Source organism: Massilia sp. 9096 (assembly GCF_000745265.1).
Taxonomy (GTDB): Bacteria; Pseudomonadota; Gammaproteobacteria; order Burkholderiales; family Burkholderiaceae_D; genus Telluria.
This window is the reverse complement of the sequence record NZ_JQNN01000001.1, coordinates 4,946,504-4,959,517: the sequence shown is the minus strand read 5'-3', so window position 1 is coordinate 4,959,517 and position 13,014 is coordinate 4,946,504. Positions and strand designations below refer to the sequence as shown.

At 68.0% G+C, this 13,014-nt stretch carries 11 protein-coding genes; 4 read left to right on the top strand and 7 right to left on the bottom strand.

Annotation, left to right across the window (positions count from 1 at the left end; translation table 11 throughout):
- Nucleotides 1-10: 10 nt before the first annotated feature.
- Nucleotides 11-898: an SDR family oxidoreductase gene (locus FA90_RS21555; protein WP_036172452.1), complete on the bottom strand. Its 888-nt coding sequence runs from the start codon at nt 896-898 to the stop codon at nt 11-13.
- Between the two features lie 94 nt (nt 899-992).
- Here FA90_RS21555 and FA90_RS21550 point away from each other — a divergent pair, with 94 nt between their 5' ends.
- A complete protein-coding gene (locus FA90_RS21550) occupies nt 993-1,838 on the top strand; it encodes a helix-turn-helix transcriptional regulator (RefSeq protein WP_036172450.1) in 846 nt (281 codons plus the stop codon).
- 75 nt (nt 1,839-1,913) lie between these two features.
- Here FA90_RS21550 and FA90_RS21545 read toward each other — a convergent pair whose 3' ends face one another.
- Both FA90_RS21545 and FA90_RS21540 read right to left on the bottom strand, forming a co-directional pair.
- Entirely contained in the window at nt 1,914-2,909 is a 996-nt protein-coding gene (locus FA90_RS21545) for an alpha/beta hydrolase (RefSeq protein ID WP_051971986.1), read from the bottom strand.
- Nucleotides 2,910-3,018: 109 nt separating this feature from the next.
- Nucleotides 3,019-3,216, bottom strand: a complete 198-nt coding sequence (locus FA90_RS21540; protein WP_051971985.1) for a hypothetical protein — start codon at nt 3,214-3,216, stop codon at nt 3,019-3,021.
- A 100-nt stretch (nt 3,217-3,316) separates the two neighbouring features.
- Here FA90_RS21540 and FA90_RS21535 point away from each other — a divergent pair, with 100 nt between their 5' ends.
- The 3 genes from FA90_RS21535 to FA90_RS21525 are packed head-to-tail and all read left to right on the top strand — an operon-like array spanning nt 3,317 to nt 5,434.
- Nucleotides 3,317-3,832 (top strand): hypothetical protein, encoded by a 516-nt coding sequence (locus FA90_RS21535; protein ID WP_156116798.1) that lies wholly within the window; start codon nt 3,317-3,319, stop codon nt 3,830-3,832.
- A 30-nt stretch (nt 3,833-3,862) separates the two neighbouring features.
- A complete protein-coding gene (locus tag FA90_RS21530) occupies nt 3,863-4,375 on the top strand; it encodes a hypothetical protein (RefSeq protein ID WP_036172442.1) in 513 nt (170 codons plus the stop codon).
- 21 nt (nt 4,376-4,396) lie between these two features.
- Entirely contained in the window at nt 4,397-5,434 is a 1,038-nt protein-coding gene (locus FA90_RS21525) for a low specificity L-threonine aldolase (RefSeq protein ID WP_081933978.1), read from the top strand.
- Here FA90_RS21525 and FA90_RS21520 read toward each other — a convergent pair whose 3' ends face one another.
- The 4 genes from FA90_RS21520 to FA90_RS21505 form a co-directional block, all read right to left on the bottom strand.
- Nucleotides 5,435-7,684, bottom strand: coding sequence for a glycoside hydrolase family 3 C-terminal domain-containing protein (locus FA90_RS21520; RefSeq protein ID WP_239700885.1), 2,250 nt, complete (start codon nt 7,682-7,684; stop codon nt 5,435-5,437).
- 202 nt (nt 7,685-7,886) lie between these two features.
- Nucleotides 7,887-10,721 (bottom strand): ATP-binding protein, encoded by a 2,835-nt coding sequence (locus tag FA90_RS21515; protein ID WP_036172440.1) that lies wholly within the window; start codon nt 10,719-10,721, stop codon nt 7,887-7,889.
- 10 nt (nt 10,722-10,731) lie between these two features.
- The gene (locus FA90_RS21510) at nt 10,732-11,472 is read right to left on the bottom strand and encodes a hypothetical protein (RefSeq protein WP_036172438.1); all 741 of its coding nucleotides are present in this window, start codon (nt 11,470-11,472) and stop codon (nt 10,732-10,734) included.
- Nucleotides 11,465-12,832, bottom strand: a complete 1,368-nt coding sequence (locus FA90_RS21505; RefSeq protein ID WP_036172436.1) for a hypothetical protein — start codon at nt 12,830-12,832, stop codon at nt 11,465-11,467. Before FA90_RS21505 ends, FA90_RS21510 begins: the two co-directional genes overlap by 8 nt.
- Nucleotides 12,833-13,014: the final 182 nt, after the last annotated feature.

Sequence of the window (13,014 nt, the reverse complement as noted above, 5' to 3'; positions counted from 1 at the left end):
GCTTTCAACTTCAGAAGTAGCCGCCCTGCTCGATGTCCTCGAGCAGGGTGCGCTCGCGCGGCGCCCAGCCCAGCGCCTCGCGCGTGCGCGCGCTCGAGGCGGCCATCTCGATGCCGGCGAACGGCGCCATCCAGCCGAAGTGGTCTTGCGCCTGCTCCGGCGTGAGCGGCGCCAGCGGCACCTCCAGCCGGCGCGCGATCACGGCGGCGATGTCGCGCAGCGGCACGCCTTCGTCCTGCACCGCATGCCAGCGCTCGCCGATGCCTCCATGTTCCAGCGCCAGGCGGAACAGGCGCGCCGCGTCCAGCCGGTGCACGCCGGCCCAGCGGTTGGCGCCCTCGCCGATATAGGCGGCAGATCCCTTCTCTTTCGCCAAGTTGATCAGCATCGGCACGAAGCCGTGATCGCCGGTCCCATGTACCGACGGCGCCAGGCGCACGACCGAGGCGTGCACGCCCAGCGCGACCAGGGCGTCGGCGGCCGCTTCCGATGCGCGCGGGTAGTGCGGACCGGGCGCCGGCGGACGATCGGATTCAAGCGCCGGACGGCCCGACGCCAGCAGCGCCAGGCCGGACGTCACCACCAGCGGCTTGGTGGTGCCCTTGAGCGCGCTGCCGAGCGCCTCGATGGCGCGGCGGTCCTGCTCGCAACCCTTGGCGAAGTTGGAAAAGTCGTGGTTGAAGGCGGTGTGGATCACGCCGTCGGCGGCGCCGGCCGCGCGGCGCATGGCCACCAAGTCGTCCAGGTCGGCGCACACGACGGCGGCGCCGGCCGCTTCGACGGTGGCCGCGCCGGCACTGGATCGCACCATCCCCGTCACCGTATGGCCTGCGCCCAGCAATTCCTTGACCACGCTTGAGCCGACCCAACCGTTTGCTCCCGTAACGAATACCCGCATGATGACCTCCTGTGATTGATGACAGGTCCACTTTCGCGCATGGCCTCATCGGGGTAAAGTAGTGGGCTTATACGGGTATGGGGAGTAACAGGCTATGGACGCAGCGGTCCGCGACGACAATCCGCTCGGCAGCTACCTGAAGGACCGGCGCGCCCGGCTCGACGCGGCGGCGCTCGGCTACGCCGGCCCGCGCCGGCGCACGCCGGGCCTGCGGCGCGAAGAGGTCGCCCAGCGCGCCCACATCAGCGCGACCTGGTACACCTGGCTCGAGCAGGGCCGCGGCGGCGCGCCCTCGTCCGAGGTGCTCGAGCGCATCGCGCGCGCGCTGATGCTGACCGAGGTCGAGCGCGAACACCTGTTCCTGCTCGGCCTGGGCCGCCCGCCCGAGCCGCGCTACCAGGCCGGCGCCGCGGTCTCACCCAACCTGCAGCGCGTGCTCGACGCCATGCCGGCCACGCCGGCCTTCGTCAAGACGCTGACCTGGGACCTGGTCGCCTGGAACCGCGCCGCGGCCGCCGTGTTCGGCTACGACGAGGCCCAGCCCGAACAGCGCAACATCCTGCGCCGCATCTTCCTCGATCCGCACAGCCGCGCCGCCCAGCCCGACTGGGAGAGCGTGGCGCGCCTGGTGGTGTCGGTGTTCCGCGCCGACGCCGCACGCGCCGGCCTGAGCGCCAACGCCGGCGGCCTGATCCGCGAACTGCGCGCGCGCAGTCCTGAATTCGACGCCTTCTGGCAGGAAGACCAGGAGGTGCGCGCCTTCGGCGAAGGCGTCAAGCAGCTGCGCCACCCGGTCGCCGGCCTGCTCGCGCTGGCGTATGCGTCGTTCGCGGTCGACGGCCGCCCCGAACTGTCCATGATCGTCTACAACCCGGCCACCGAGACGGACGCCGATAAAGTGCGTGCGCTGGTCGCGGCCCTGCCGGAAGTCATCCGATGACGCCTACCCGCTCCATCCTGTGCGGCAAGAAGGGGCCTGCAAGCGCCGATCCCGCCGCCTCGCGGCTGGCGCGCTTCAGTTTGCCTGCTTGAGGCTGCGGACGAAGCCGACGATGGCCGGGGCCAGCTGCGGGTGCAGCGGGAGGGCCGGGTCGCCGTAGGCGGCCTTCTGCTGTGCGATGTCGGACGTCGCCGCCTTGAGCGCGTGGTTCATGCCGGGGATCGTCACCAGCAAGGCGTCCGGCTTGGCCGCCTTGAGCTTGACAGCCTGGTCGACGCCGACCTGGACGTCGGTCTCTCCTTGCACGATCAGTGCCGGTATGCGCAGCGTGGCGAAGCGCTCGGCGGGCGCGTATTTCATCACCGATATCAGATATGGCTGTACGCTCGGCCGGAACAGCATCGCCAAGCCGGGCGGCACGTCGGCCACCGTCGCTCCATGTTCGAGGGCGGTCAGGATGCGCTCGCTTTCGGCCAGCTGCGCCGGCGCCATCTTGCCGGCCAGTTGCTTGCGCAGCACGACAGCGAACCCATCGGCGATGCCGGCCAGCGACACGAAGCCGTCGGCGCCCGCATTGGCGGCGGCGAGCATGCCGATCAGCGCGCCTTCGCTGTGGCCGATCACCACCACGTTGGAAAAGCGCGGGTCGGCCTTCAGCGTGGCGAGCCAGCGCGCGGCATCGTCGACGTAATCGTCGAAGCGCAGCGCCGACTCGCTCGGCATCGCCGCGCGGCTGGCGCCGATGCCGCGCTTGTCGTAGCGCAGCGAGGCGATGCCCTGTTGCGCCAGCGCCGCCGCCAGCAACTTCAGGCTGTCGCTACGAAACCCCGGCACGGTGGAGTTGCCGTCGCGGTCGGTCGGCCCGGAACCGGCGATGATCAGCGCCACCGGCATCTTGCCGGTCGCGGCGGGCAGCATCAGCGTGCCGGCCAGTACCCCGCCCTTGACCTCTTGCGTGAGCGCCTGCCCGGCCGGTCCCGCGGGCTCGGCGGCTGCAGCCCGTCCCGTGATCAAGCACAGCACCACGCAGCACACTCCGAGAAATCGCAACGCGACAGCATTGCGCTTCATGGTCACCCCTCCGCATATTTAGAAAACGTCCTCATGAGACCATTGACCAAATACTAGGCCCGGGTTCGCAGGCCGCCAATGCGCGACGGGTAGCACGGCGAAATCGGCTTCAGTGCAGCACGCGAGCGCGCACTTGGCGAACACGCGCGCCGAACATGCTCGGCTTCGGGTCGTGCACCGGTTCGTCGTTGAGCGGCGTGCGGATCGGCGGCTGGTGCGGATCGGTGCCTTCGAACGGGTCGGCGGGCGGTTCGTCGAGCGGCGCCGGGTCGGGCGCGCGGTGGGCTTGGATGGGAAAAAACATCATGTCGGGGACTCCTGCGGTTGATACCAAAACATTACCATCATCCTTGTTTGGGCGACGTCCGCCTGCATTACAATGGCGGATTCGACAGAAAGGACTCGTCATGCACTCCATGCCCCATGCCGTCGTCGCCTTGATCCTGATTCCGCTGGTGCTGTGGCGGGGTTACAGCCGCGTCAAGCGGCTGACCACGCGCCAGCGCTCCAAGACCTGGCGCCACCGCACCACGCTGGCGTTCTTCCCGCTGCTGGTGCTGGCGCTGGCCGCGCTGGCGCTGCGCACCAATCCGATCGCACTGGCCGGCCTGGCGGTCGGGCTGCCGCTGGGCGCCGTGCTGGGCCGTACCGCGATCGGCAAGGCGCGCTTCGAGCACGTCGGCGGCGACGAGTTCTATTTCACCCCGCACGCGCCGATCGGGATGGTGGTGGCGCTCCTGTTCCTGGGCCGCATGGCCTGGCGCGGCTACCAGATGTTCATGGTGCCGGGCGGCAGCAGCGACTACATCGCCAGCCCGCTGACCCTGCTCACCTTCGGCATCGTCGCCGGTTACTATATTTTGTTCGCGTACGGCCTGCTGGCCTGGCGCAAGCGCAGCGCGCCCGACCCCGTTCCCGCGTAATCAGCCCAACCCTCTGCAGCCTCACCCCTCATGAGTCTCACCACCCTCGCCCTCATCATCCTCGTTCCCTTCCTGGTCTGGCGCGTCTACCAGCGCGTGCAAAGCCAGATGACGCGCCAGCGCTCGATCGTGTCGCGCCATTACACCGGCCTGCTGGTGTTCGGCGCCCTGCTGCTGGTGCCGCTCACCGAACTGTTCGACCGTCCGTTCTCGCTGGCCGCGCTGGCCGCGGGTGCGCTGGCCGGCATCGCGCTGGGCAGCTACGCCCTGCGCCGCACCCGCTTCGAAGACACGCCTGAAGGCTACTTCTTCACGCCGCCGGCGCGCATGGGCACGCTGGTCGCGATGCTGCTGGTGGCGCGCGTGATCTACCTCGGCATCGAGATCTACCTGAACCACGGCAGCAACCAGCCCAACCCGCGCTTTTCCGACAGCCCGCTGACGATGTTCTGCGTGGGCCTGTGCGCCGCCTATTTCGGCAGCTTCTCGGCCGCGCTGATGCGCTGGCGCCAGCGCAAGCGCAAGGAAGTCGAGAAAGTTTAATTTTCAACCGATGAGGAGCGCATGACACTGAACCGCCGCCGTTTTCTGGGAGCCGTACCGATTGCTTCGCTGGGTTTGACGGTGGCGCAGGTCAGCCCGCCCGCGCAGGCGCAGTACGGCGCGCCGCCATCCTCATCGCCGCAGACCCAGGCGCCGGTCGACCTCGACACCCTGGTGCTGCTGGGCAAGGAAGACACGGTCTTCATGCCGACCGGGACACTGGCCAACCACCTCGCCATCCGCATCCTGTGCGGCGAGGCGCGCCATGCGCTGGTGCAGCAGGAAAGCCACGTCTACCGCGACGAATCCGACACCGTCACCACGCTGTCCGGCATCAACCTGGTGCCGCTGGCGCCCGGCCGCGCCGCGCCCACGCTCGAGGAAGTCGACGCCGCGATCGAGCGCGCCGAAGTCGGCCCCTACCCGATCAAGGTCGGCGCCATCGCGCTGGAGAGCCCGGTGCGGCGCGCCGACGGCGAAGCCTTGCCGCCGGCCCTGGTCGCGGCGATCGCGCGCAGCGCGCGCGCGAAGGGCATCCCGATGCACCTGGACGGCGCCCGTCTGCTCCTGATGAGCGGGATGCCGGGCTTCAGCGTCAAGGCTTACTGCGAACCGTTCGACACGGTCTACGTCTCGCTCTACAAATACCTGGGCGCGCCGTTCGGCGCTGTGCTGTCCGGGCCGAAGTCGCTGATGGCCAAGGCGCGCGCGCTGCGCCACATCTTCGGGGGCACGATCTACCATGGCTGGCAGGCCGCGCTGCCGGCGCTCGATGCGCTGGAGGCCGCCGAGCAGCGCTTCGCCGACGTGCGCGCCGCCGGCGAGCGCCTGCTGGCCGCGCTGGAACGCACGCCCGGCTTCAAGGTGCGCCGCATCGCCAACGGCAGCAATCTCGCCATGCTGGAGATCGCGCCGCAGCGCCTGGCCGGACTGGAGGCGCGCCTGCAGCAGGCCAACGTCCGGCTCGGCAAGATCAGCGAGGGCAAGGTGCAGTTGGGCTTCAACGAGTCGATCCTGCGGCGCGATACCGCCTACCTGTTGAAAGCCCTTGTCGGCTGATCAGCGCACGTCGAGCGCACGGCTCAGCTTGATGTCGCTCGACGACTCGCCGACCATCAGCTTGACCGGCGCCGCTTCGACCTCGAACGCGCCGGTCTTCTCGTTCCAGTAGGCCAGCCGGCTGGCCGGCAGCGCGATGTGCACGGTGCGGCGCTCGCCCGGCTGCAGATGGACGCGCTGGAAGCCGACCAGCATCTGCCTGGGCCGCGCCACCTTCGACTTCGGCCACGCCGCGTACAGCTGCACCACGCTGTCGCCGCCGGTCTTGCCGGTATTGCGCACGTCGACCTGCACATCCGCCGTGGCTGCCGATGCCAGCAATGCACGGTCGGTGCGCAGGTTGGCGTAACTGAAGCTGGTGTAGCTCAGGCCGTGCCCGAACGGGAACAGCGGCGTGGCCTTGAAGTACATGTAGGTGCGGCCGTGACGGATGTCGTAGTCGAGCATCGGCGGCAGCTGGGCTTCCGACGCCGGCCAGGTCTCGACCAGCTTGCCGCCCGGGTTGTAGTCGCCGAACAGCACCTGGGCCAGCGCGGCGCCCTGGTCCTGCGACGCATGCGCCATCTGCAGGATCGCCGGCACATGCTGCTTCGACCAGTTGATCGTGTACGGGAAGCTCGACACCAGCACCATCACCGTGCGCGGGTTCGCCGCCAACACCTGTTTCACCAGTGCTTCCTGGGCGAGCGCCAGCGTCGCGCGGTCGCGCCCTTCGCGGCCATCGCCCGGATCGGCGCAGGGCTTGGTGCCGTCCGCCGACCACTCGTGCGCCATGTTGGGGCCGCAGGTCGGGTCGTTGCCGACCAGGACCACGGCGACGTCGGACGCGCGCGCCGCCTGCACCGCCGCGCCGCCGGCGTTGTCAAACGCGTAGTTGACCTTGACGTTCGAACCCAGCGCCGCCTTGATGCCGTCCAGCGCCGTCACCTTGTACGGCGGGATGCCGCCATACCAGTCCCAGTGCACGCTGTCGGCCTGCGGGCCGATCACGGCGATGCTCTTGATACCGGTCCTGGACAAGGGCAGCGCGTGGCGGTCGTTCTTCATCAGCACGATCGACTCGAGCGCCATGTGCATCGACACCGCCTTGTGCTCGGCGCCCTGCCAGGGCTCGGGACCGTCCTTGATGGCCGCATAGCGGTTGCCCTGCGGCGGGTCCACCAGGCCGAGCTTGAGCGTGACCTTGAACTTGCGCGCCAGTGCGGTGTCCAGGTCGGATTCCGTGATCGAGCCGTCCTGGAGTGCGGCCTTGAGCTCGTCCTTGTAGGTGTCGAGGTACTGGTTGATGCCGGCCTTGAGCGCCGCCACCGCCGCTTCCTTCTGGGTCGGATAGCGTTGATACAGTTTGACCAGGTTGCCGATCGCGCCGCCATCGCTCGAGACGACGTCCGCGTCCCACTGCCCGATGACCAGGCTGTTGAGGATCGGGTGCACGCCCATCGGCGTGCCGTTCCAGGCGTTGTAGGACGCCATCACGCCGCGCGCGCCGCCATCCTGGAAGCCCATGCGGAACGGCACCGAATAGTATTCCCAGAACAGCCGGTCGTCGAAGTCCGAGGTCGAGTTGCCGCGTCCGTTCTCGTTGCTGTTGGCGAGGAAGTGCTTCATCAGCGCGGCGCCGCGCCAGTAGGTCGGGTCGTCGCCCTGGATGCCTTGCGCGAAGGCGGTGACCATGGTCCCAGCCAGGAACGGGTCTTCGCTGTACACCTCTTCGCTGCGGCCCCAGCGCGGATCGCGCGCCAGGTCGGCCTGCGGGCCCCATTGCATCAGGATCGGCGCCTGCCCCGCGTACCTGGCGCTTTGCGTGATGTAGCGCGCTTCGGTCGATTGGACCGCGCCGGCCTGCTTGACCAGGGCCGGGTCCCAGCTCGCGCCCATGCCGGGCGGCTGCGGGAACTGGGTGGTGGTGATGCGCTCCTTCTGGAATTCCTGGTCGCCGCGCCGCACCACGCCGTGGATGCCCTCGGTGCCGCCGAAGCTCGGAATGCCCAGGCGCGGCACGCCGGAATCGGTCGACAGCGCGGCGATCTTTTCGTCCGGCGTCATCAGCGACAGGATGTTGGCGATGCGCGCCTGCGCGGCCAGGTGGGTGTCGCGGAACGGGGCGTGGCTGGTGTCGATGGGGGCGGCGGGCGCATCGGCCGGCTTGGCGGGCGCCTGCGCGGTGGCTGTCAGGCTCGTGCACAGCGCCACAGTAAAGGCCGCTGCGGCGATCGCGCGCAGCGGCGGGGTCATCGGGGTCGTCTTCAAACTGCTGTCTCCTTCGGGTGTCGGCGCATGTGGGCATGCGCTCGGGAAGATCATACCGCAGTGATGAAACCGGTTTCATAAGGTTTTCGGCAACCTGCGCGCACCGCCAAAAACAAAACGGCCGGCGTTCGTGGAACACCGGCCGTTCGGCTTTTCACATGCATGCGCGCGCAGGCGCAGGGCCAAGCGCGTGCGTGAAGAATTACGCCGCCTTCGCCTCCACCTTGTCGCCTTCCTTCCGCCGCTGCAGCACGAAGATCGGCTGGGCCCACTGCACGTCCTTCTTCTTCTTGCTGGTGATGAGCGTCAGGTCGGACGGGTCGTAGACGTCGGTGTTGTGCGTCAGCGGCGTCGTCATCAGGTACTGGGCGTCGGTATTTTTGAGGAACTCGCCGACCAGCTGGATGTTGCGGATGTCCAGGTGGGCGAACGGTTCGTCGATGAACACGAAGCCGCCCGAGCCCTCTTCCGACTTGAGCAGGCCGATGAGCAAGACCAGCGACTTCATCACCTGCTGGCCGCCCGAGGCCTCGCCGTCGTTCATGCCGATCTGGCCCTTGCCGTCGAACTTGAAACGCACGTGCAGGCCGGCCTGGGCCAGCTGCAGGTCGTCGTTTTCCAGGCGCACCGGGTCGACGTTGACCTCGATGTTGGCCAGTTCGCCCAGCTCCCTAATGTTCTTCGAATAGGTCTTGATGGTGTAGCGCAGGCGCTCGATGTAGGCGCCGCGCGCATTCGCCGTCGCTTCGATCGCGCGGTTGTTCTGGTAGCGCCGCTCGTCGGTCTCCTCGCCGCGGCTGGCCAGCTGGTCGTTCAGACGCGCGTACTGGTCGATCACGGTCGGATCGAGTTCCCAGTCGGCGCGTCCGAGCGCATGGTCGAGCGAGGCCACGCGCAGCTTGACCTGGTGCGTGTTCTGGTGCGTCGCCACCAGGCTGGCGCGCTGCTGCGGATTGCGCCACGACTTGGGCACGTGGCGCCAGCTGCGGCGCAGCTCGAGCAGCATGCGCGCATGCTCGCTGCGCTGGTCGAGCTGGCGGCGGTTGTTCAGGCGCATGCCGGCTTCGGCTTCGGACAGCGCCATGCGCGCGTTCTGCCAGACCGTGTCCGCGCGCGTACGCGTGACGGTCGCGTTCTTGGTCAGGACCTGCAGCTCGCCCAGGCGCGCACCCACCTGCAGGCGCTCGGCCTTCAGCGGTTCCAGCGCGCGCGTGGCTTCGTCGAACTCGGCCTGGCGCGCCGACAGCTCCTTGGCCGCGTCGACGCCGGCGATGCGCACGCGCAGTGCCGAGACTTCGCTGGCCAGCTTGCTGATCGCCAGCGTCAGCGTGTCTTCCTGCGCTTCCAGCTTGGGCAGCGCCTTGCTGATCGCTTCCAGGCGCTGGGTTTTACCGGCCGCGCCAAAGCGGTAGCGCGACGGTTCGACGAACAGCGAGCGGCCGCCGCGGCGTTCGCGGTGATACGCGTCCGGCGTGATCCACTCGTCGGTGTCGGACTTGAAGCCGGCGTCGACCGACTCGACGCGCTCGATGCGCTCGAGCTGGTCGATCAGCCAGCCAGGGGCCGGACTCGAAAAGCGCACGACCGACAGCAGCGTGTCGTCCTTGACCACCGGCGCATCGACGCAATCGGGCACGATGAAGTGGCGATAGCGCTCCTTCTCCGCCAGTTTGTAAGCCGCCGGCGCATCCTTGGCGCGTTCGAGCAGCACCACCGAGGCGTAACCGCCCAGCACGCCCTCGACCGCGCCCTGCCACTTCGGATCGGTCACTTCGACGATGTCCGACAGCATGGCGTGCGCGATGCCGGCATCGTTCAGCGCGCGGCGCATCATGCGCTGCGCTTCCGGTTCCGGCATCGAGCTCTTGCCCTGCAGCGCCGAGATCGTCGCGCGCTCGCCCATGATGCGCGCGCTCAGGTTCTCGCGCTCGGCCTTCTTCTTGGCCAGCTCCGCTTCCTTGGCTTCCAGCTGCAGCGCGACTTCGGCGATGTCGGCGCCGGCGTCCGCAGACAGCTTGTGCAGGCGGTCCCTTTGCTCGAGCAGGCTTTCCAGCGGCTTGAGCTTGGCGTTGACCTGGCTGAGGCGCGACGCCAGCTCGTTGCCTTCCTGTTCCAGCTTGACTTCCTGCTGTTGCGCCTCGGTCAGCGCGCGCTGCTGGGCCGCCAGCGCGTTGCGCTTTTCGGCCAGCTGGCCGTCGGCCTGGAGCAGCGGCTTCTTCGCTTCGCGCAGCGCGCGGCTGGTGTTGGCGGCCTTTTCGCGCGCCTCGTGGTATTCGAGGCTGGGCAGCACTTCCTCGACCAGCGTGCGCTTTTCCTTGCTCAGGTCTTCGTACTGGTGGTAGTTGGCCACGCGCAGGCGCAGGCCTTCGAGATTGGTGCGCGACGCTTCCAGCTCGGCCTCGAAGCGCTTCAGCTCGGCCTCGGTGTCGCGCTGGTGGCGCTTGGCTTCGTCGTAGGCGTCCAGCACTTCCTTGTCGCCGAATACCTGGAACACCAGGTCCAGCAGCTGGCGCGGCGCGTACTCGCACAGTTTATCGGTCTCGCCCTGCTCCAGCGCCAGCACCTTCGACATCGCCGGCGACAGGCCGGCCGAAGCCAGGCGCTTGCGGTAATTCTCGACGCCGAGCCAGTCGGTGGCTTCCGTCACTTCCTCGATATCGACGTTCCCCGGCCGCATCAGGTACTGGCGCTTCCAGTCGCCGCCGTTCTTTTGCACCTGGCAGAACAGCGTCACTTCGTCGTCGGAAAAGAAACCCGAGTGGCGGAATGGACGGTTCGAGAGCTGGCGCCCGGCCGGCTTGTTGTCGACCACGGCGCGGATCCAGGCGCTCTGCTGGCCCGAGTGGCGCGCGTAGTGTTTATAGGTGCGGCCCATCGAGCAGTCCAGGCCGAACAGCGTGCGCAGCGCGTCGAGCAGCGTCGTCTTGCCCGAGCCGTTCTGGCCGGCGATGGTGATGATCTTGGCGTCGAGCGGGATGTTCTTGATCCGCTGCCAGTAATCCCAGTGGACGAGTTCGAGAGATTTAATGTGGAACATGCGGTGCGTCTCAGGCTTGGGGGTCGGTGCTGTCGGCAGCTGCCGCGACAGTGTCGGCGACGACGGACCCGGAATCGTTGGCGGCGGCGGCTGCCGCATCGCTGGCGACGCGGCGCGCCACCGACAGCGGCGCGCGCTTGAACACGTCGGCGAGCGCGCCGTTGATGATGCGCTCCTTGAGCAGGTCGGTGTCCATCAGCAGGTCGAGCAGCGGGCCTTCCAGGATCACGTCGCCGCGCCGTTCGATGAAGCCGAGCTTGGAGAGCTGGCCCAGGTTCATGTCCATGCGCGTCTTCTTGCCCAGCTTCTCGCCGAAGTCGGCCAGCAGCGCGGTGTACGAGATGCCGGTCGAGGCGTCTTCGGCGCGCAGGATCGGATTGTCCTTGTCGAACATGTCGGATTGCTCGTCGTTGACCGCCTGGTGGGTTTCCTGGCGCTGGCGCTTGGGCAGGATGATCTGCGCCCACAGCACCACCAGCAGCGCCACGCCGTCGCGCGTGAGGCCGAAGTTGTTGTTCTGCCAGACGTCCTTGGCGCCGAAGATCTTCGGCTCGACGTTGCGGTGCAGGGCCAGCGTGACGTGGTCGGCGTACACGTTGTCGATCAGCTTCAGGCCGGTCTCGAGCAGGCGCTTGTCGACTTCGGCGCGGAAGGTGTCGTCGGACAGCGCGCGCTTGACCATCTTGTCGTCGCGGCGCAGGGTCTGGTGCGTGAGCAGGCGCGCAATCAGGATCTGTGCGTCGTCATTCATCTTTAGTACTGTCCAAATCCAAATTCAGTGAGAGGGTCGCGCGCGACATCGCGGCGATGTGCGGGTCGTCCAGCTCGATCATCTCGTCCTCGGACGCGAAGCGTACCGGCAGGCGCGCCAGTGCCGCGGTCGGGCCCTGCAGACTGGCCTCGGCCGGATCGCCCAGCAGCGGCAGCAGGGAAGCGCGGTAGGACGCGATTGCGAAGGTGGCCGGCAGCAGCGATTCCTCGATCGGCACGCTCTTCGGTGCACCTTCGGCCATGACCGGGAAGTTGTCGAGGTTGGCGAAGTCGGCCAGGCGCTGGATCCAGTCGTCCAGCTCGGCCTGCATCGCCGGGTTGTCGTTGATCGTGGTCGGCGCATCCTGGCCGCTCGGCAGGCCGGTCGGGCCGGTGTAGACCGGGCGTTCCGTCAACAGCTCGGTCTCGGCGACGTCGATCATCTCGGCCGGCGTGATGAACAGCGGCAGCACCGGACGCTCGATCGCGCCTTCGGCCAGGCTGGCCAGGTCGTCGTGCGCCAGCAGCCAGCGCTTGATGTCGGTGGTCGACAGGCCGGACTGGCCCAGGTGCACGCGCTGGCGTTCGATCTGGTTCAGCGCGCGCGAGAACATGCCCTGCATGTTCAGCAGCGACGACTGGGCGCGGCCGATCGCCTGCGCGGCCTTGTGGGTGGCGGCGTCGGCCTGCTCGCTCGAGGTGATCGCGCGCAGGATCTGCGAGCCCTTCTCGACCCAGTCGCAGGCCATGTGCCACTTGGCCTGCGAGGCGCGCAGGCGGAATTCGGAGCCGGAGGCGATCGCGTCGCGGAACTCCTCGTGCAGCTCGACCAGGCGGCCCAGCAGGTGCCGCAGCTGGTCGACGGTGACGCCGCCGACCGCCTGGGCGCCGGCCACCTGGGACAGCAGGAAGCCCATCTCGGCCTCGTCTTCCTCGGGCTTGGCCAGCGCCAGCAGCGTGTCGAGCGCGGCCAGCACGTTGCGCGCCATCGGCGTGATGCGGTAGACGGCCGCCGGGTTGTCCCAGGCCAGCAGGCCGTGCGAACGCAGGCGGCCCAGCACCGTCTCAAGGCTTTCCGGGATCAGGTAGGCGAACTTGGTGTTGATGTCGGCGCGCGAAAACGCCGAGTCGGCCGTGTCCGAAGCCAGTTCGCGCAGCACCAGCAGGCGCACGATGACGCCATCCTGCGGGCCGTGGAACAGCGCCGTGAAGGCTTGCAGCATCGGCTGCGCGCGCTTGAGGTGATACACCTGCTCGATCTCGTCCGGCGCCACGCCCTCTTGGAAGTGGGCCTGCAGCGGGTCGAAGTCGTCTTGCGCCAGGGGGAGGTCGGCGGCGGCAGCTGCCAGGTTGTCGATCATTGTCAGAGTTACCAGTTCGCGGATCGCGCGCGGGACGTACAAAGCCAGCGCGGGGGCGCCAGTATAACAGTTAGGACTAGGCAACTAATAAGGAAAGGCGGCCGGGGTTTCACATCTGGCGAATATGCAACGGATTCAAGACTGTGCTTGACTTGCCTTTTTTATAAGCACGCCCGGCAGCA

Bases quoted from the DNA above. Each gene is read 5' to 3' on its own strand.
- FA90_RS21515 (WP_036172440.1), bottom strand. From the start codon at position 10,721: ATGTTCCACATTAAATCTCTCGAACTCGTCCACTGGGATTACTGGCAG.
- FA90_RS21535 (WP_156116798.1), top strand. From the start codon at position 3,317: ATGCACTCCATGCCCCATGCCGTCGTCGCCTTGATCCTGATTCCGCTG.
- FA90_RS21555 (WP_036172452.1), bottom strand. From the start codon at position 898: ATGCGGGTATTCGTTACGGGAGCAAACGGTTGGGTCGGCTCAAGCGTG.
- FA90_RS21510 (WP_036172438.1), bottom strand. From the start codon at position 11,472: ATGAATGACGACGCACAGATCCTGATTGCGCGCCTGCTCACGCACCAG.
- FA90_RS21505 (WP_036172436.1), bottom strand. From the start codon at position 12,832: ATGATCGACAACCTGGCAGCTGCCGCCGCCGACCTCCCCCTGGCGCAA.
- FA90_RS21525 (WP_081933978.1), top strand. From the start codon at position 4,397: ATGACACTGAACCGCCGCCGTTTTCTGGGAGCCGTACCGATTGCTTCG.
- FA90_RS21540 (WP_051971985.1), bottom strand. From the start codon at position 3,216: ATGATGTTTTTTCCCATCCAAGCCCACCGCGCGCCCGACCCGGCGCCG.
- FA90_RS21545 (WP_051971986.1), bottom strand. From the start codon at position 2,909: ATGAAGCGCAATGCTGTCGCGTTGCGATTTCTCGGAGTGTGCTGCGTG.
- FA90_RS21530 (WP_036172442.1), top strand. From the start codon at position 3,863: ATGAGTCTCACCACCCTCGCCCTCATCATCCTCGTTCCCTTCCTGGTC.
- FA90_RS21550 (WP_036172450.1), top strand. From the start codon at position 993: ATGGACGCAGCGGTCCGCGACGACAATCCGCTCGGCAGCTACCTGAAG.